The 19,524-nt window shown below is 40.9% G+C and carries 14 protein-coding genes; 8 read left to right on the forward strand and 6 right to left on the reverse strand.

Annotated features, from left to right (window positions below):
• Window positions 1–34: 34 nt before the first annotated feature.
• Window positions 35–985, reverse strand: coding sequence for an ABC transporter substrate-binding protein (locus tag KCG35_RS20345; RefSeq protein WP_215821698.1), 951 nt, complete (start codon window positions 983–985; stop codon window positions 35–37).
• 424 nt (window positions 986–1,409) lie between these two features.
• Between KCG35_RS20345 and KCG35_RS20350 the strand changes: the two genes are divergently transcribed.
• Window positions 1,410–2,312, forward strand: coding sequence for an ABC transporter substrate-binding protein (locus KCG35_RS20350; RefSeq protein WP_373687367.1), 903 nt, complete (start codon window positions 1,410–1,412; stop codon window positions 2,310–2,312).
• Between the two features lie 324 nt (window positions 2,313–2,636).
• Here KCG35_RS20350 and KCG35_RS20355 read toward each other — a convergent pair whose 3' ends face one another.
• Complete coding sequence (locus tag KCG35_RS20355) at window positions 2,637–2,966, reverse strand: transporter substrate-binding domain-containing protein (RefSeq protein WP_215821700.1); 330 nt, start codon at window positions 2,964–2,966, stop codon at window positions 2,637–2,639.
• A 125-nt stretch (window positions 2,967–3,091) separates the two neighbouring features.
• Window positions 3,092–3,844, reverse strand: coding sequence for a substrate-binding periplasmic protein (locus KCG35_RS20360; protein ID WP_215821701.1), 753 nt, complete (start codon window positions 3,842–3,844; stop codon window positions 3,092–3,094).
• Between the two features lie 324 nt (window positions 3,845–4,168).
• On the opposite strand from KCG35_RS20360, the gene KCG35_RS20365 reads away from it, so the two are divergent.
• The 4 genes from KCG35_RS20365 (at window position 4,169) to pbpC (ending at window position 13,144) form a co-directional block, all read left to right on the forward strand.
• A complete protein-coding gene (locus tag KCG35_RS20365) occupies window positions 4,169–4,627 on the forward strand; it encodes an Hsp20 family protein (RefSeq protein ID WP_215821702.1) in 459 nt (152 codons plus the stop codon).
• 327 nt (window positions 4,628–4,954) lie between these two features.
• On the forward strand, window positions 4,955–5,485 hold the full coding sequence (ppa, locus tag KCG35_RS20370; RefSeq protein WP_215821703.1) for an inorganic diphosphatase: 531 nt from the start codon (window positions 4,955–4,957) through the stop codon (window positions 5,483–5,485).
• 285 nt (window positions 5,486–5,770) lie between these two features.
• Window positions 5,771–10,669, forward strand: coding sequence for an alpha-2-macroglobulin family protein (locus KCG35_RS20375; RefSeq protein WP_215821704.1), 4,899 nt, complete (start codon window positions 5,771–5,773; stop codon window positions 10,667–10,669).
• 45 nt (window positions 10,670–10,714) lie between these two features.
• The gene (gene pbpC, locus KCG35_RS20380; RefSeq protein WP_215821705.1) at window positions 10,715–13,144 is read left to right on the forward strand and encodes a penicillin-binding protein 1C; all 2,430 of its coding nucleotides are present in this window, start codon (window positions 10,715–10,717) and stop codon (window positions 13,142–13,144) included.
• A gap of 280 nt (window positions 13,145–13,424) precedes the next feature.
• Here the strand turns inward: pbpC and KCG35_RS20385 are convergent, their stop codons facing one another.
• Window positions 13,425–14,210 (reverse strand): substrate-binding periplasmic protein, encoded by a 786-nt coding sequence (locus tag KCG35_RS20385; protein WP_215821706.1) that lies wholly within the window; start codon window positions 14,208–14,210, stop codon window positions 13,425–13,427.
• A 668-nt stretch (window positions 14,211–14,878) separates the two neighbouring features.
• Here KCG35_RS20385 and KCG35_RS20390 point away from each other — a divergent pair.
• Window positions 14,879–15,685, forward strand: a complete 807-nt coding sequence (locus tag KCG35_RS20390; RefSeq protein WP_215821707.1) for a substrate-binding periplasmic protein — start codon at window positions 14,879–14,881, stop codon at window positions 15,683–15,685.
• A 24-nt stretch (window positions 15,686–15,709) separates the two neighbouring features.
• On the opposite strand, the gene KCG35_RS20395 is transcribed toward KCG35_RS20390, so the two are convergent.
• Entirely contained in the window at window positions 15,710–16,078 is a 369-nt protein-coding gene (locus KCG35_RS20395; protein WP_215821708.1) for a translation initiation factor, read from the reverse strand.
• Between the two features lie 43 nt (window positions 16,079–16,121).
• Between KCG35_RS20395 and KCG35_RS20400 the strand changes: the two genes are divergently transcribed.
• Complete coding sequence (locus KCG35_RS20400) at window positions 16,122–17,669, forward strand: FMN-binding glutamate synthase family protein (protein WP_215821709.1); 1,548 nt, start codon at window positions 16,122–16,124, stop codon at window positions 17,667–17,669.
• Window positions 17,670–17,730: 61 nt separating this feature from the next.
• Here KCG35_RS20400 and KCG35_RS20405 read toward each other — a convergent pair whose 3' ends face one another.
• The gene (locus tag KCG35_RS20405; protein ID WP_215821710.1) at window positions 17,731–18,732 is read right to left on the reverse strand and encodes an amidase domain-containing protein; all 1,002 of its coding nucleotides are present in this window, start codon (window positions 18,730–18,732) and stop codon (window positions 17,731–17,733) included.
• A 179-nt stretch (window positions 18,733–18,911) separates the two neighbouring features.
• On the opposite strand from KCG35_RS20405, the gene ybaK reads away from it, so the two are divergent.
• Window positions 18,912–19,367, forward strand: coding sequence for a Cys-tRNA(Pro) deacylase (gene ybaK / locus KCG35_RS20410; RefSeq protein WP_215821711.1), 456 nt, complete (start codon window positions 18,912–18,914; stop codon window positions 19,365–19,367).
• The last annotated feature ends 157 nt before the right edge of the window (window positions 19,368–19,524 follow it).

Below are 19,524 nucleotides of genomic sequence, written 5' to 3' on the forward strand. Positions count from 1 at the left end.
GCTACCAACCAACAATATGATGAATAAATTTTTTTTATTCATTGAGACATGACCTTTCAATCCAAGTCTTCCATATTTTCTTATTCTCTGTTAACCATTTATCTGCAGCAGCTTCGTAGCGCATTCCCTCAATATCGACCCAATAACTAAACGTAGCTATTTCAGTATTATTAAAAGAGATATTCTTAATAATTTTTAAAGCACAGGGATATGCCTCTAATCCTTTCCATACAACTTTTTTTAGCCATCCATTCTTTGGATTACCACAATCATAAGTAAAGTACATGTTAACCCCCCAAAGAGGATCACTTTCACAGTCTGGGTGGTATTCCGGGAACTCAACAAATTTACCTTTATACTTTACTTCTACCCAATTTGGCGTCCAGTTGAATAATAATATCGGCCTACTCTCTTCATAAGCTTGCTTAAGCTTATCACCTAGTTCATCACCATGCTTTGCTCTTATAATATCAAAATTAAGCCCCAAAGCTCTTATTCTTGCTGCATCTGGTTTCTCCCAAGGTCCGCCAAGATAAATACCCCGTAAACTATTTGTACTGTTTGCAAAAACATGACTACATTTTTTAAGCGCCTTCCAATCAGGAAGTCCTGGGCACAACGCCTCAACATAATCTGGGTACCACCAATCCTCTCGAGTCTTAGCGTCATGATTTCCAGCATCAATTATCTTATGATGCTGTAATAAATGGAGGTATTGTTTTTCCATAGTCCCTTGCCACACCTCCATCTGAATATGCACTAACCCTCGACTGATTTTATACCACTGAGCCGCAGTAGGTAGTTTTATGTACTTTACTTTATAACCTGTTAGTGAGAGCAATTTACCTACAATGTATGACTGTACTAATTGGCTTGTCCAATCATTCAGTATTACTTTAACAGGACCAATTTTACTTTTATCCTCACTTGCAAACAGGTTAAACGTGAGAAAAATCAAACTATACAATAACTTTTTACTATTCATTAACAACACTTATAGTCAAAGTCAACATGTTAATTGGCGCCTAAAAATTTACAATTAAAAACATAATCAGATGCTCTCAATACGTATTTCCATGGTTAGAATACTGGAACGCTACTTTAATTATTAATCACAGTGAAATATCTGTATCCTTATCACTTTACGATTACCAGTTTATCTTCCTATATTAACTATACCCTTTGTGAATCAATTTTTGGGTTTGTTGACAGCATTCTTGACCAACAAGGGTGTTGGGAATACAGATCATACGTATTGACATGGAAGTCATCTATTAGAGAAATGCCGGAACAATTGCCAACTTATAGGTTAAACTGCTCTATAATAAAACAAGCTCTCATTATCACTGGCTGTCATGAAATCTCTTAATCCTAGTCTAGCTTGTGTTACCTCACTCCTACTCTCTTTTATGTTAGTAAGCTCCGCTTATGCCAAAAATAAATCGGTATCCATTATGTTGAATGAATGGAGCAGTCAAATTATCATATCTAATATTTACGCCAAATTACTTAATAAAAAATCTATCCCTTATACATTTTCCGATGTTCCTTCTGATACACAGTGGTATCATCTTGCTAGAGGGAATACACAGGTTCAAGTAGAAGTCTGGCAAGGTAGTATGGAGCATGGTTTCAATAAACTTCTAAAACAAGGCAAGATAATCGATGCCGGTAATCATGATGCGATTACGCGCGAGGGCTGGTGGTATCCTGCCTATGTAAAACCACTTTGTCCCGGTTTACCGGACTGGAAAGCACTAAAAAAGTGTTCAACTATTTTTTCTTTTGACAGTGTGTCTGAAAAAGGAACTTTTATTCGTGGTCCTTGGGGAGATGACGCATCCAGAATAAGAGCCCTTAAGCTTAATTTTAATCTCTTAAAAGTATATCACAGCGATGAGCTGTGGCGCATACTTGAGCGTTTTTATGCACAAAAACGCCCTGTCGTTATTATTAATTGGACCCCCAACTGGGCAACAAAATACTACAAAGGGGAGTTTATAACATTTCCTAAGTATGCCCCAGATTGTATAACAAATCCTAAATGGGGAATAAACCCTTATTATAGCCATGACTGTGATTATCCTTTACAGGGATGGCTAAAAAAAGCAGCTTGGTTTGGACTCCCCAAAATAAGTGAGTGTGCCTTTAAAATACTTCAACAACTTAACTTTAACAATCCGATGATTGAGGAACTAACAGAATGGTCAGACAAAGATAAGCTCACATACAAACAAGCCGCACAACGATGGATAGATCAAAATAAAACTATCTGGCAAAAATGGCTATCAACAGCCTGTCCTCGCGCTTAATTATTGCTCATTTTTTTTGCAACGTGGCATCAAAACCATCACGAATGATTGTAAGATTTTATTATTCAAAAATTATAGCAAGTCCACATAATAGCTTTTTGGAACATCATATTTAAGCATAATAGCCTAATAACTACCATTTTCTTTCAACTCTGCCAACCCTTTATTGAACCTTAAAAGAAGCTCTTCCGCCCCCCCATACTTTCTTGAAACTATTAAAAAAACTGCTTAACACTTTCCGGTTTTTCAACAGACTTTATTATATTCAAATATTGACCATAGTTATTTTCAACAATTAATAAACCAGTCATCTTATCCATAAGGCTAAAGTCCACCCAGCCTTTGACTAACATACCAATAGCCATTTACTGCCGCAATCGTATATTTTTTAAAGCTATTCAAAGACGACCATGTAAAACCTTCTGGAAACCTTTCTACTGAATAAAAAAAAGTATTTACAGAGTTAACAATTGGAGTAGAAAAAATGAACCTGTTTTCCCTGTCCTTATTTTTAAAGTAAGGTAACGCACCAAAATAATCGCCATTTTCAACTAGTTTCTCACAGCGTTTCCATGGATGATACTGTACCTCTACAGGTATATTAATCAACTCAAATACAGCTATTACCAGACTTAGCGGAAGTAAAAGGTTCATAATCATTCGTAGCAATTTTGATATGTTCAAATGCAGTACAAAAGTTAATATACAAGCCAAAAACGACCATTATCAACACTTGACTAACTTTAGCTTTTATTAAATCACGTTTGAATAAAACCACACTATTGACTCCAACTATCAATATAAGACTGATATTGTCCCTGTTTTTTCATTTGTTGAAGCGTTATATCAAATTGCTCTCGAACATTTTTGAGCTCTTTAACCTTTGAAAAGACCATAAAACTGGGAGTTACTTGTACATCAGGCTGTAATCGTTCAAAATTGTGTAAAGGAGTTTCATATGTAATTTGCCTATGCTGGTAAGGAATACTAAATAAGTCTCCCACTAAAACATCAATATCACCTCTCTCCAACATAATTATTAATTCACGTGGTCTCGTTTTACTTGTTAACTTAGTAAATACTCCTTCAGTAACTAGATGATCAAATACTGGTCCATAACTAAAATCCTGCCGTACCCCTAGTCGATAATTCGCTAATAAGGATAAGTCACCACTGTAGTTTATCTTGTGGCCTTGTTTAATAAATAAAGTGACCACTTCCTGCATAAGCACTTCTTGTGAATAATCTAAGTAATGAGTACGCTCCTCTTTATACAAGACCTGAAAAGCACCATCCACAATCCCCTCCTTAAGCGACTTTAAAAGACGAGACCATGGCAATATTCTAATGACGACTGGCTGCTGCATGGTGTTAAAAACATGGTTTACCAAACTAACAGTAATTCCATCAATTTTTCCGTGACTATTCACATAATGATAAGGAGGGTACTCCAAGGTAGCTATCGTTAAGGGTTTTACTTTTTGTACTTCATTAGCCTGTAATATCGCATTGACAGTCAACAGCAAACACATGCTAATTAACTTTAGCAACCTTGATCTCACCCACCATAACCTCAAGGTATTCATAGCAATTAATAACAACCTATCTGGAACAAATACTCACTGTTTTTTCTGTGCATACTTGAAATTGAATTGCTCATCCACATATTAAGATTAGCGTAATTGCTCATTGAGAATTACGTGTACTTCCAGTGATAACGAAAATATACCCACAGCTAAGGGTATAAATCATGGAAGTTATTCCGGCTTGATCATGAGATAAGCCGAACGCCCTGCTCTTGAAATATTTACTCAAGTAAAGGGCCATCATATTGCTTAAATAAAAGGATATGTATTATGCGTAAATTTGATTTTTCACCTTTATATCGTTCAGCTATTGGTTTTGATCATATTATTAATCTTTTAGATTCTGCAACACGTGTAGATCAAGGCCAACCTAGCTACCCCCCTTACAATATTGAGCAGCTTGATGATGATCGTTATCGCATTACTATGGCGGTAGCTGGTTTTACACAGCAAGAACTGTCAATTGTCAGCGAACAAAACACGTTACTGATCACTGGTAAAAAAGCTGAAGAAAAAGAACAACGCCATTTTCTTCACCAAGGTATTGCTGCACGCAGTTTTGAACGACGTTTCCAACTGGCAGATCATATTCAGGTGGTTAACGCGTCCTTAGAGAATGGACTATTACATGTCGAGCTGGTCCGAGAGATTCCAGAAGCCATGAAGCCAAAACACATTCCAATTGACGCAAACAATATGGATAGCAACCTTATTGAACAAAATGGCTAGTTGACCCGCATAATGCAGGAAGCGCTAGAGCGCTCCTGCAACCAATAGAGCGTCCTGTTTTTTCACACATTTTCCTGCCAGCTCAGTCTTGCCTTCTGCTGACTAGCATTGAACGCAAAGATTACCCTGCACCACGGATAACAAGTCGCTTCCTCTCACTGTTCATGCTACTACACACAATCCACGCAAAGATTGGCACTTAAGAACTTGAGCCTCTATAATCTGCGCCCAGGTTTTACCGCAATATGCGGCTTAAGGCTCAGCAAAATAGCATGAGTACTCACCGCCTAACGATTGTTAATTACTGTCTAATTTAGGAAGCAACATATGAGTTACGATACTATTCCTCCTGGCAAAGACACACCAAATGACATTAACGTTGCCATTGAGATCCCCGCTAACAGCAGTGCGCCAGTGAAGTATGAAATCGACAAAGACAGTAATCAGGTGTTTGTCGACCGTTTTATGGCAACTCCTATGTTCTACCCCGCCAACTACGGTTACATTCCACAAACATTGGCTGATGACGGTGACCCATTGGATGTCTTAGTGGTTACACCCTATCCTGTTGCTATTGGCTCCGTAATCCGCTGCCGTCCTGTTGGCGTACTCAACATGAAAGACGAAAGTGGTGAAGATGCCAAGTTGGTTGCTGTTCCTCATGACAAGTTGACTCCACTTTATCAACACGTTAAAGAATACACAGACCTCCCAGCCCTGCTTATTAAGCAAATTGAGCACTTCTTTGAAAACTACAAAGATCTGGAAGAAGGCAAGTGGGTTAAAATCGATAACTGGGAAGGCAGTGAAGCGGCTAAAAAAGCGATTGTTGATTCAATTGCTGCTTACCAAAAATAATCATACTCCTCACTATGGGGATAAGCTCAGCGCTTTTGCACTCATTGTGAATAGTTTATGTATACCCTTATTGAAGGGTATACATAAAAATAACAAACCCTCTTTTTAAAATAATATATACTTCCGCACTATACTCGATCTGCCAGATATACCCACAATGAAGGATTTTTTCTGGTACTGATTTTGTACCCTAGATTTAGAAAGCTAACTATTTACTTTAAAAGGTAAAGCGTTTCTAGGCGCATACTATTTATCCCATCCAATGACAAACACTAGGGAAGAACTATGGCTTGGTTACGACCTGTCTTACTGGTTTGCTGCTGCCTCACTCTTATTTCCTGCTCTGATGATGAGCCATCTAAATCCTCTGCAGAAAAGCCTGCTGCCACAGCACAAACAACAACAGACAAAACCACTACCCAACAAGCACAAGATATTCCTTTATATTTTCAAGTGCTCAACGTCAGTAGTATTGCTCATAAAGATGGCCTTGCGGCCAAAGTTATTCTCAGCCAGCCGCTGGACCCTAAAGAAAATAACAGCCAGCACCTGACGATTGAAGACAGTAAAGGTAATGCAGTTAAAGGTGAGTGGATTATTGATAAAACCCCAAACACACTGCTGTTTTTAGGGCTGCAGCCTGAACAAAAGTACTCTGTTTTCGTAGGCAAAACGCTTACCTCCGCTACAGGTAAAACGCTGGATAAAACCAGCCGCCATGAAATTACGGCTCCAGCCATGGTCCCTGTCGTTGGTTTTGCCAGTAGTGGTTCAATCCTACCAGCCCCAGTAAAAAAAGGCTTACCGGTCATGTCAGTGAATATCCCTGAGGTGGATATTGACTTTTTCCGGGTAAAGCCTGATCACTTAGCTGATTTTTTTAAGCAATATAAACAGCGTGCCAGCATCGAAATTTATTATCTCGAAAAGCTAAAGCCATTTCTTGAATTGGCCCATAGCGGTCGATTTGACTTAAAAACCAAAACCAATACCCGAGCCATAAGCCATATTCCTGTACAAAACCTGTCTCCTTTAACACAACCAGGTATTTACCTGGCCGTCATGCGTGCTAAAGGTGATTACCAATATCAATACCCAGCAACCTACTTCACAATCAGTGATTTGGGGGTTCATGCACGCAGCTACAGTGACCGCTTGGATGTTTGGGTTAATAGCTTGCAAACCAGCCAAGCTCAGGCCAATGCCAATGTTTACCTGCTCAACAAGCAGGGTGTTCGCATCAGTGATCAGCAGAAAACGGATGATAAAGGCCATGTCAGCTTTGCTAAACCCATTAAAAATGCTTATTTATTAATTGCTGAACATGAACAGCATACTTCAGTTGTCCCCTTATTCACCCCCGCACTGGATTTGGCCAACTTCAAATTAGGCAAGCGTCAACAGCAGCAACATGAAGTCTTTATCTATACGCCTCGTGATTTATACCGACCAGGTGAGCTAGTTGATTTTAGTGCGCTATTACGCGGAACAGATGGACAGGCCGTTAAAGGTTTTCCATTACAAGCAGATATTATTCGCCCAGATGGCAAAGTGTTAAGTAGCTTTACTTGGCGTGCAGAACAACAGAACTACTTTCAACATGCCTACACTATTCCTGCCAATGCACCAACAGGCCGCTGGCAGTTAAAAGTTACTACTCCTAGTGATGCGGTCTTCCAATACGACTTTTTAGTGGAAGACTTTTTACCTGAACGCATGAAGCTGGACTTAGGTGCTCCCAGCCAACAACCCACCCCACTGACTGCAAAAGAAACGCTTACGGTTCCTGTTGAAGGTGATTATCTTTATGGTGCACCAGCCGCAGGTAACGAAGTACAGCCGAAACTCTGGGTACGCAGTACAAATCACCCTATCAGCCAGTGGTCTGACTACCACTTCGGCATTACCGGTTATGACGCGTTCAACCAACGCCAGGAACTGAGCTCGCTAAAGCTGGATGCAGATGGTAAAGGACGCATTGATATCAATAATGAGTGGCAAGAGGCAAAATCTCCATTAGCCATATCCGTGTCTGCCAGCTTGCTGGAAAGCGGTGGTCGCCCAGTTACTCGAAACCGTACTTATCATGTATTTCCTCATAAAACACTGGTTGGTATTCGCCCCTTATTCAAAGATGATAATAGTGATAGCGACAGTTTAGTCAGCTTTGAGGTACTCAAAACCAATCAGCAAGGTGAGCTCCAGACAACACCTAGTGTCCAGGCCAAACTGATTAGAGAAGAACGTCATTACAACTGGCACTATTCTGAATCATCTGGCTGGGATAGCTCCTATACCGTCACTGAGTACGCCACCTATGAGCAACCTTTACAGTTATCCGCAGAAAGCCCAACCAAGCTGCAAGTGCCAGTAAAATATGGTTATTACCGATTGGAAGTGACTGACCCCAGCAATCAGCAAGTTTCCAGCTATCGTTTTTATGCAGGCTGGCAACAAACACCTGACAGTGACAGCCGACCTGATCAAATCCAATTAACGTTAGACAAAAAAGCTTATCTGGCTGGTGATAACATTCAGGTAACAGTAAACGCACCTTTTGCTGGCCAAGGCTATCTGCTGGTTGAAGGTGATCAACCTCTTTGGTGGGATTCTATTGAGGTCCCTGCGGAGGGCAAAACATTTACCCTCCCAGTCAGTGAAGACTGGAATCAGCATAACCTGTATGTCAGTGCAGTGGTTATCCAGCCAGGCAAAGAACATCAACTCATTCGACGTGCTGTGGGTGTTCAACACTTACCGCTTGATCGCAGCCAGCGTGAGCTGGATATTGCAATTGAAGCCCCTGATAAAATCATTCCCAACAGTCAGCTAAAAACCAAATTGAAACTTACTGGCATTAACAGTGATCAGCCTACTCAGGTTACCGTCGCAGCCGTTGATGTGGGTGTTTTAAACATTACCCGTTATGAAACACCCAACCCGAATCAATGGTTCTTTGGGCAGCGTCGCTATGAAGTGAATCAATACGACCTCTACCAGAAGATTATTCAACCAGAGAGTGGTGGTATTGCAGAGCTAATGTTTGGTGGTGATGCTGATCTGACACGTGGAGGACAACAACCCGCCAGCGATGTGCAGATTATTTCTCTGTTTTCTGGCCCAGTAACAGTGAATGAACAAGGGGAAGCAGAAGTTAACTTTGCTATCCCTGAGTTTAATGGCCAGGTCAGACTAATGGCCGTTGCCTTTAACGATCATCAGTATGGTCATAATGAGCAAGCCGTAACAGTAGCCGCACCAGTCGTTACCCAATTAGCCATGCCCCGATTCCTGGCTAACAATGACGAGTCAACATTGGCTTTGGATATTCACAACCTTAGTGAGCAAAACCAAGAAGTGGGGCTTCAGCTTACTACCACCCATGGTTTGTCAGTCGTTAAAGACACACTTCCAGCAACACTATCCCTACAAAAAGGGGAAAAACAGACCCTTCGTATTCCAGTAAAAGCAGGTACTTTATTTGGTACTGCAGACATTCAACTGAATGTGGCGAATATTAAGGTAGCGAATCAGGATGAGCCCATTACACTGCAACGTAATTGGCAATTGGGAATACGCCCTGCTTACCCTGCACATCTGCAGCGTATTCAGCAGCAAGTTTTACCCAACCAATCTTTAACGTTTGATGGGGCGGCTGTTCGAGCTTTGTACCCAACAACCGTGTTAGCGCAACTTTCTATGAGCAGTTACCCAGCGATCAATGTCGCTGCTCATTTTTCTGCCCTAAAAGCCTATCCTTATGGTTGTCTAGAGCAAACAACCAGTGGCGTTTATCCACAGTTGCAGGCCAATGATAAGGTACTGCAGCAACTGGGTATTGAAGGCTCTAGTCAGCAAGAGCGTAAAACGGCCATTCAAAAAGGGATCGATAGAGTCCTCGGTATGCAACGCGGTGATGGCAGCTTTGGCCTGTGGTCCAATACCAGTCCAGAAGAGCCTTGGCTAACCGCCTATGTCACTGACTTTTTACTGCAAGCTCAGCTAGCGGGTTATGCCGTGCCTAAGCAAGCCCTGGATAACGCCCTTGAGCGACTAAAGCACTATGTGCAAACCCAAAACCTGCCAGGTAATAACTACCCTGCTTCTACCTTTGCTACTCGTGCTTACAGTGCCTGGGTATTAGCTCAGCTCAGACAGGCCCCACTGGGTACGCTGCGTACTTACTCACGTCGCTATCAAGATACGACTGATGCAGGGTTGGCTTGGATTCAGTTAGGGCTGGCACTGGATAAAATGGGTGATAGCAAGCAGGCTAAAAAAGCGATAGATAAAGGCTTACAACAACTGCGTTTAGATGAAGACTACTATCACAGTTATGGCAGTCGTACGCGTGATTTGAGCTTAGCAATACACTGGTTAGAACCAAACAAGCAATACTCTGCACTGGTCCGTGAATTGGCGGTGCTCCTGCATGAAAGTTTGAAAAACAAACAATACTTCAGCACCCAGGAGCGCAATGCCTTATTCCTAGCCGGGGTCAGTTTACGCAATCATGGTGAAACCTGGTCCGCTGAACTCACCTTAGACCAAGAAACGACGCCTTTGAAAAACCTGGTTAATCTGCAGCAAGCTTATGGTTATGAGCAGCTCAAAGGGGGATTAACCATCACCACCCAAGATGAGCGAGGCCTCTTTGCAGCTCTTGATCTCACTGGCTACCCTTCGCAACCGCCAAAACCAGTGAGCAATAAACTGTCTATCCAACGTAAGTTTTACAGTTTCGATGGCAAACCTATGACGCTATCTTCATTACAAATGGGCGATATAGTGATTGTTCGTCTTCAATTGAAAACTGAAAAACCGCTACGTAATGTACTGGTAGTCAACTTGTTGCCTGCAGGTCTTGAGTTAGAAAATCAGAACCTGGCGACCAGTGCCAGCGCAGAACAGCTCATGCTTAAAGGTACCCCCATCAGCCGCTTACAGCGCAACACTGAGTTAAGTCATCAGGAGTATCGGGGAGATCGCTATGTTGCCGCGTTGGATATGCCATATACCAACAGCCAGTATGAACTTTTTTTCCTGGCTAGAGCAGTAACACCAGGCACTTACAAAGTGCCTCCCGCATTTACTGAAGCGATGTATCAACCAGAATACTTCAGTATTGGTAAAACCATTGATGAGCTTACGGTGAAGTCACATGTCAGTTCTGATAATCCCTAGTCAATACAGGGTAAAATCTGCTGCAACATGAAGCCGCTTGAAAACATGAAAAAGCTGCTAAAGAAGTACTTGCTACGCTGCAGCGTGGCAGGCTTTTTAGCAGTCCCCCTAGGATTTTGGGCTGCTGATAAACAGTGGCCTTTACCTTTACCCGATGCATCCCTGTTCGCCAGCACTGTTGTCGCTAATGATGGCACCCCCTTACGGAGCTTTGCTGATCATAACGGGGTATGGCGTTACCCTGTACAGTTAGACCAAGTATCTCCTCTGTATATCGATGCCTTACTCAACTATGAAGATCGCTGGTTTTATAAGCACCCTGGCATCAACCCTATTGCTTTGCTTCGTGCTACCTGGCAAAACATTCGCTATGGTCATATTGTTTCTGGTGGATCAACCATCACCATGCAGGTCGCGCGCCTGCTAGATCCACACCCACGGACCTTATCAGGCAAGCTTAGGCAAATGTTTCGTGCCTTACAGCTTGAATGGCATTTCAGTAAACAAGAAATTCTGACACTTTATATCAATCTGGCTCCTTTTGGTGGACCTATTGAAGGTGTACAAGCTGCAAGTTTCACTTACTTAGGTAAATCAGCCCGCTTTTTAAGTCACAGTGAAGCCGCCTTATTAGCCGTGCTGCCTCAAGCCCCCAGCCGCTTACGTCCTGACCGACATCCTGAACGAGCAGCCAACGCTCGGAATAAAGTACTCCACCGGCTAGCAGCCTTTAATGTTTGGCCTAAAGAAACGATTAATTCAGCTTTAGAGGAAAACGTAATAGCACTTCGTATTGAAGCATCTCAACACGCACCTCTTCTAGCTCGCCGACTACATCTGCAAAGCCAGAAAAGTCTCAACCTTTCAAAACAAAGCAATTTAAACCAAGCCCAAAATGTCGCTCACTCACCTTCGAGTCAATCATTATCAGCACAGTTAGATGCTTTGCTTGAACCTATTCATAGTACGATTGATCCACAAACCCAGTTACAAGTCTCAACACTGGTCAGCCATTACCAACACCGCCTGCAACAAGGTGCATCTGTTGCGGCACTTGTTGTCCGTAACAAAGATCTGGCCGTTGTGGCTTATCAGGGGACTGTTGATTTTGGTAACCGACAACGTTTTGGGCATGTCGATATGGTAACGGCAACTCGCTCGCCAGGATCAACGCTTAAGCCTTTTCTTTATGGCATAGCTTTGGAGCAGGGTTTAATTCATTCTGTATCATTACTGAGTGATGCACCGCTTCATGAAGGCGACTACCAACCCAGCAATTTTAGTGGTGGTTTTTATGGGCCAGTATCTGCTAGTGAAGCACTACAACGCTCACTTAACGTTCCTGCCGTACAACTGTTAAAAGCCGTTGGCCCTAAACCTTTTGCTGACCGATTACGCAATGCAGGTATGCTGCTACAGCTTCCTCATGGTGGCAAAGCCAACCTATCAATGATTCTAGGTGGTGTGGGAACAAGGCTTGAAGACTTAGTAAGTGCTTACACAAGTCTCGCCCGCAATGGTCTGGCAGGTGAATTACGATTTACCCCTGATGCTCCACTCAAAGAACGCTATTTACTTTCTCCACAGGCAGCCTGGATTATTCGACAGATATTGACTCGGAGTGACAATCAAGCCCTCGCAGCACATACCCAATCAATACCTCTAGCCTGGAAAACAGGCACTAGTTATGGTTTTCGAGATGCCTGGGCAGTTGGCGTGATGCCAGACTACACCATTGGTGTATGGGTTGGCAGACCGGATGGCACACCATCCCCAGGTGAATATGGTTTAGTGACAGCCTGGCCGTTATTACGGGCAATCAGTAGCGCCTTACCAAAACAATCAGGATTTTCTAGCCCACCACCAGGGGTAGCACAACAAGTCATTTGCTGGCCATTAGGCACTGACAAATCCCGGCAGGAAAACCAACAGGGTAACTGTCACCAGCAACATACAGCCTGGACAATCCACCAACACACACCACCCACCTTATTTCCAACTGCTCAAGGCCAGCAACTGGTAAACCCTGCACCTATCCAGGTTAATAAAGCAGGACAGCGCGTCAGTTTAGCTTGTAGCGGGGAGACAACAGCAACACGACATATAGCACTTTGGCCTCAAGTATTGGAACCTTGGCTACCCAAACGTTGGCAGCGCCGAGATTTACTTCCACCTTTTGCAGCAGGTTGTTTGCCTAATCAACAATTAGGTCATCAAGCACTAAGAATTAGCTCGTTACAAGACCAAATGCTGATCAAGCCTCAGGCAAAAACGGAAGGTAAATACATTGTCAATTTACAAACCCAAGGTGGTTATGGTCATTTAGCCTGGTATCTTAATGGACGCAATATCGGCAGTAGTCACCCAGGTCAAAGTGTGGTGTACACCCTACCCCGCCCTGGTGAGTATCAGGTTGCTGTCACTGATACCTTAGGGCATGTAGATAAAGTGACAATAACTGTATTAGCCCCCTGAATGTAGAACTTTCAAACCATTATCCGCACTATGCTTGCCTTTAAAACTTTAGCGACTTTAATAGTCAAAACAGCAAAAAATATACTAATACATCATATGCTACCTTTTGACTCTGTCTCTTTTGTCCCAACCTTCAATAAGCTATCAATTGCATGTTTTTTTATAGCCGCCAATTCCCCCGTTTTGCTCATTTCATCCAGTTGATTGATTATTGGGGGAATGATATTTTTGTGCTTTTTATTTAAGTAGTGATACAAAGGTATTTTTTGTGAAGACGGCTCTAGTACAGTAATTCCTGATAGTTTTTCTTAATAGCAGCTTCAGGCTGGGTCATTAAAATATTTAATACTTTGTACTGATGAAATATTTTGTTATACGTACCATCTTTAATCATCATCCCAAAACTAAAGTTAAATAACTCCATAAGTTTTGCGCCTTCATTGGATATTTGGAAACGATAAGCATCAAACCTTGAAACAATTGCTTTACCATATTGAAAACTTTCGCGATTATAGTTATCTAAAGTTAACCAATTTACATAAGCATCAGCACGTTTTTTACGCAACATTTTAAAAGCTTGATCTGGAGCATTCACTTCTATGAGATCAATACTTGGATGTAAAAGCTCACTAATTTTCATAATGCCTCTTACGAATACAATTTTCTTATTATAAAGTTCTTCAATAGAGTTTATTTTATTCCTTCCTTTTAGGTTAAAAACAACCTGAGAAGCCATATCAACAGGCATTCCTGTCATTCCTTTTTGTGAATCGTCTAATATTAACTCAGGAAAGAGGACATCAACCTTACCCGAATTGAATAATTTATTGGCACGAGCCCACGGGACTATCCTTAGTTGAAATTTATAGCCGTCTTTTTCTAGTCGTGAAATGATTTCTTGAGTGAGAAGAGAACCTGGTCCTTTTTTCAATGAGTCAGTATATCCAGGGACTGGGCCAAGTATGACTTGATATTCTTTCTCCTTAAACTGGTTACCGTCTACACTCGCTTGGGCATACTGAAGAACCAAAAATAAAAATGTTATTGAATAGACGATTTTCCACATAGGGTGTATAACACTTACTCTTATAAACTCAATATACCCATGTCATTTTTGAACGCTATACACTATCGCATCGATACTTTTAACACTCAAGACTCATGCAATAGTATGCTTAAGCAGTATAGTCCAATCAACTGCTTTTGGGTGAAGCAATATGCTGGGCACTAATGAGTGAAAAAGTAAAACTAAATCAAGATAAATAATAGAAGCCTGGACATATTGTATGCATAATTCATACAATGAACTACAAATCATTTAAGCACCTAATTTGCCATGTTTGCTGTTGTTGCCAGACTATCACCTCCCTAAAATACATGTTTATGCACTTTATAATGAACGCTACCCAGCAGCAAAAATCAAAGTTTTTATTGATTTTATTAGGGATCATTTAAAACCATTGTTTTTATATACCTAACACAATATCTTTTTGGAGAAATAACCTGATTTATCGCATACCCACTGTGCAGGATTTTTAGTGGAACTAGCCTGTTCTGTTAAGATTAATGATAATCACAAATAGTTGTTTTAAAAATGCTAGCTAGGTGCTTATACTAATACTTTGTGAGTATATTAAAACAGCATCGCTGGCCTGTTAATTAGGTTAAGCGCTATGGATAGCACATATAAAAATGATTTGTGAAGGGTATACTTTAGTTCATAAGGTAAAAACAATGCTTTACTACCTCTATGTATTGTTACTTGCTCTAGTTAATGCTCAATACCTTATAGCTGCAGAAGTTAAAGTCTGTGATGATGAAATAGAGTTTCCTCCATTTACGTATTTTCAACGAAGCCCTGATCACGCATTAGATACCAATCAGACTCAACGGATTGGTATAACTCAAGAAGTACTATCAAAGATATTTAGCAATATTGATCTAACATATAAGATTGATCATATTCCATGGAAACGTTGTATATTTGAGGTAGAAAAGTTTGAGACTAGAAAAGCCTATGAAATGTTCGCAACAGGTTCATTCTTTACCAAGCGAGCATCCAAATATTATACAACATCCGCATATGGCGTAGTTAATCAAGGCATTTTTTATTCTACAAACAAGTATCCTGATGGCATTAATATTCAGTCAATTGAGGACCTACAACAGTTTGACGTTATTTGTGGTGTATTAGGATACAGTTATCGTGCCTATAGGCTTACAGATGAGTCAAAGTTTACTAGATCTCCAACAATAATCGCAGGACTTAAAATGCTCGAATCAGATCGTTGTCAAGTGATGCCTCTAGGTATTGAAGTAGCTCATGGACTTCAATTACTTGATCAGTATAGGATCCCTAAAACAGTCAAAGCAGTTAAAATAAGCGCAATAAAGCCCACTACATTCCACCTTTTTATTTCCAAAAGTTCTCCGCGAGCCTTTGAAATATATACCAAAGTTAATCATGAACTCATTCGTTTAATACACACGGGAGAACTAGAGAAAATACACAAAAAGTACCGTCATATTAGTGGGTTATAAACTTCATAAATTCAAGGTTTACCTTTAACCCCCAGACTGTTTTGCCTGATAACCATCTTTAGTCAACCGCTGTAGCAGCTTTTCAACTTGATCACCCTGAATTTCAATAACACCTTGCTTCACAGCACCTCCCGTCCCACAATACTGCTTTAGCTGTTTTGCATAGGCTTTTAAGTCGTTGCCAGTCTGAGGAAGTCCTGTAATTGTCGTGACGGTTTTACCACCACGACCTTTGGCCTCTCTGCGCACACGTACTACACCATCCGTGTACGTTGATACAGGCTCATTGTTATTTTTCTCAGGATCAATTCGTCCACTATCTGTGGTATAAACCAAACGACTGTTTTCAGATCGATTATCAGAGCCATTACTGGTATTTCGACGTTTTGACATACAACCTATAACCTCTTACTTGACACTATTAAGGATAATCACAATGGAGCTGGATCTTGCTGTTCGCTTTTTAGTCATTGCGGCTGATAGTTTCATTGGGTTGATACTCATCGCACTTGTATTGTTTGTGATCTACCTTATCTTTCTTTATTGTATTGATATTACCCAAACAAAACACGCTATTCGCCGTAATTATCCCATTATTGGCCGATTTCGCTACACATTTGAACATTTAGGGGAGTTTTTTCGACAGTACTTCTTTGCCATGGACCGTGAAGAACTGCCGTTTAACCGGGCACAACGAAGCTGGGTCTATCGCACAGCAAAAAATGTCGATTCAACCGTCGCTTTTGGTTCCACTCGCCCTTTAAATGTACCTGGCACCGTCATGTTTATGAACTGTGTTTTCCCCACACTGACAGAAGATGCCGTGGAAGCCAAGCGCATCACGATTGGCCCTTACTGCCACGAACCCTATGCAACTGCTTCATTATTTAATATATCAGGGATGAGCTACGGTGCTTTATCCTCACCCGCTATACAAGCACTATCCACAGGTGCGGCTAATGCGGGCATTTGGATGAATACTGGAGAGGGTGGTTTATCAGAATACCATTTACAAGGTGGGTGTGACCTGATCTTTCAAATAGGAACTGCCAAGTATGGCGTTCGAGACAGTGACGGCTTATTAGATGACAGCAAGTTGAAAGTAATTGCTGATTATCCACAGGTAAAGATGTTTGAATTAAAACTCAGCCAAGGAGCAAAGCCTGGCAAAGGAGGCATTCTACCTGCTGAAAAAGTCACTGCTGAAATCTCAAAGATTCGTGGTATTCCTGAGGGACAAGCCTCTATCAGTCCCAATGGCCACCCAGAAATTAGGTCTGTCCAAGATCTGCTCGACATGATAAACCGTGTTCGTCGTATAACAGGTAAACCCGTTGGTTTTAAAACAGTGATTGGTGGTAGTGAATGGCTGGATGAGCTATTCCATGCTATCCAACGTCGCGGTGAAGAATATGCCCCTGACTTTATCACTATTGATGGTGCTGAAGGAGGGACGGGGGCTGCCCCCATGAGTTTAATGGATTATGTCGGTTTACCACTCGCTGAAAGCTTACCGTTAGTGGTTGATAAATTAAATGAATATGGCCTCCGAGAACGTATTAAGGTCATAGCCTCTGGTAAATTAATTAATGCTGCAGATGTCGCCTGGGCCATCTGTCTTGGTGCGGACTTTGTTACGTCTGCCCGAGGATTTATGTTTGCACTAGGCTGTATTCAAGCACTACGTTGCAATAAAAACACTTGCCCGACGGGCATTACTACTCATAACCCCAAACTTCAGAAAGGTTTAGTGGTTCCTGACAAAGCTGAACGTGTTAAAAATTATGCACATAACATGGTTCACTATGTGGGTATTATTGCCCATTCTTGTGGATTAAAAGAGCCGAGAGAATTAACCCGTCACCATGCACGTATTGTCATTCAGTCTGGGCAATCTATTCTTTTAAGTGAATTACATCCTGATGTAATTAGTTCTGCCCATAGAAAGAATGAAGAAAATATAATTATTCGTAAAAAAAGTTAAAGCTGATTTAATACTTTAAAAAACACATTGAGGCTTAATTAAAAGCCTCAATGTAAATCAATTACTGAAACCTGACTAAAACATAACGCTGATCTTCACCTGCTTTTATTTGATTTAATGGTTTATCTTTTCGATTAAAGGCATGATAGGTTAAGTACAAATCTTTACTATCTTCTTTGGTCACTAACATATTGTGATAGATAATCCAGCCTTCCCCTTGTCTTTTCTGAAGTTGGATAATATCTCCACGAGACAATAGGTTTTTTGCAACTGTCCTATCAGTCGTCCAACCTAACACTATTGCAAAATTATTCTCATCCGCAAAGTAAGCTCGAAAGGTATCCACAACACTCCAACTTGTAGACCATTCCCAATGACGGTTGCTTCCCATACACCACCAGGGTGGTGTATTTGCATTTACATAGAATTCGGTGCGTGTAGCTTCATCTCTACAGCCATCACCACTGCCGACTTGGCTAAAACCACCTGCAATCATTGCCTGACTGATAAAGTTTGTACAGTCATTATCACCAAAGTCAGGATAATTAGGATTTCTTTTATCCCACCATGCATAAGCATAATCAATCGCTGCATTTCGATCATAGTTAACTAAAGTGGTATTCGATTGATTAATGCTGTCCAAGTTTAAACGTGATTGATCAGGCTGAACTTCTGGGATAGAATTATTAATAGGATAGTGCTGGTATACGGGATTTAGTGCCTCACTGGCATATTTTATAACCGCATTTAATTCCGCTTGTGATTTAACATATACAGAATGAGGCCCAGTCAACTCAGGATACTCACCGAGGAGAATTCCACGCATAAATGTCACATAGCGTTTATTATCAATCTGTTCATCTAAAGAAATTCCTTTTGACAACATAAATGTCTCAACAATATCACGTCCAACTAAATTATGATCCACTCGCTGGGAGCTATCTGCATTAGCTAATAAAGAAACAAAAATCATTACATAGGCTAAAACAATGCGCATTTTCCAGAAAATATACTGAAATATACGCTTTATAATGTGCAGTGACTGACTATATCCTAACGGCATATTCAACCCTCCTTGTATATATACCTATAAAAAAGTGTATATCTACAGTTAAGCACAGCTTTAACATGTTCAAGATTTGTGAGTTATATTCTTTTAGATAGTTTGGTTATTAATAATATTAGATACACTATAAATTTATTAACTATAGATAGTGTCACCACCAATAAAGCTAGGTTGATATTTTGAAAGCTAGCAAGGAAGAGATTCCTCATAAAGTTCATGAATATGTTCACGATACATCAAGTACATCCTATGGGATGGAAGCTGCCGAAAAAATGGGTATACCCGCTGAAAGAGTTTTCAAAACGTTAGTTGTCAATCTTGATCACAAAGAACTGGTCGTTGGAGTTGTTCCTGTTTCATCGATGCTCAACATGAAACTCATAGCAAAAGCAGCCAGTGGAAAAAAAGCTTCTATGGCTAAAAAAGCTGATGTGGAACGCTCAACAGGCTATATTTTAGGTGGCGTGAGTCCTCTTGGGCAAAAGAAAAGATTAAAAACCATTATCGATTCTTCAGCACAAAATCATTCTACTATTTACGTGAGTGGAGGCCGGAGAGGTTTGGAAATTGAATTAAATCCTAATGATCTATTAAAGCTTAACAATGGTATATTTTCAGAAATAACCTCATAAACTATCTTGGACTCAAGCAATAACTAAATAGGTAACGTTACTCTATCTCAATTATTGCCCTGAATTGTTAGCATCAAACGCTACAATACAATTTATATGGCCATAAGGAGATAAGGGCATGAAGATTCACGTTAAAGTGTTACCGTTACTTTTTTCG

The organism is Zooshikella harenae (assembly GCF_018837975.1).
Classification (GTDB): Bacteria; Pseudomonadota; Gammaproteobacteria; order Pseudomonadales; family Zooshikellaceae; genus Zooshikella; species Zooshikella harenae.

Bases quoted from the DNA above. Each gene is read 5' to 3' on its own strand.
- KCG35_RS20350 (WP_373687367.1), top strand. From the start codon at position 1,410: ATGTTAGTAAGCTCCGCTTATGCCAAAAATAAATCGGTATCCATTATG.
- KCG35_RS20405 (WP_215821710.1), bottom strand. From the start codon at position 18,732: ATGCCGTTAGGATATAGTCAGTCACTGCACATTATAAAGCGTATATTT.
- KCG35_RS20395 (WP_215821708.1), bottom strand. From the start codon at position 16,078: ATGTCAAAACGTCGAAATACCAGTAATGGCTCTGATAATCGATCTGAA.
- KCG35_RS20355 (WP_215821700.1), bottom strand. From the start codon at position 2,966: ATGAACCTTTTACTTCCGCTAAGTCTGGTAATAGCTGTATTTGAGTTG.
- KCG35_RS20400 (WP_215821709.1), top strand. From the start codon at position 16,122: ATGGAGCTGGATCTTGCTGTTCGCTTTTTAGTCATTGCGGCTGATAGT.
- KCG35_RS20375 (WP_215821704.1), top strand. From the start codon at position 5,771: ATGGCTTGGTTACGACCTGTCTTACTGGTTTGCTGCTGCCTCACTCTT.
- KCG35_RS20365 (WP_215821702.1), top strand. From the start codon at position 4,169: ATGCGTAAATTTGATTTTTCACCTTTATATCGTTCAGCTATTGGTTTT.
- KCG35_RS20345 (WP_215821698.1), bottom strand. From the start codon at position 985: ATGAATAGTAAAAAGTTATTGTATAGTTTGATTTTTCTCACGTTTAAC.
- KCG35_RS20390 (WP_215821707.1), top strand. From the start codon at position 14,879: ATGCTTTACTACCTCTATGTATTGTTACTTGCTCTAGTTAATGCTCAA.
- KCG35_RS20385 (WP_215821706.1), bottom strand. From the start codon at position 14,210: ATGTGGAAAATCGTCTATTCAATAACATTTTTATTTTTGGTTCTTCAG.
- ppa (WP_215821703.1), top strand. From the start codon at position 4,955: ATGAGTTACGATACTATTCCTCCTGGCAAAGACACACCAAATGACATT.
- pbpC (WP_215821705.1), top strand. From the start codon at position 10,715: ATGAAAAAGCTGCTAAAGAAGTACTTGCTACGCTGCAGCGTGGCAGGC.
- KCG35_RS20360 (WP_215821701.1), bottom strand. From the start codon at position 3,844: ATGTGTTTGCTGTTGACTGTCAATGCGATATTACAGGCTAATGAAGTA.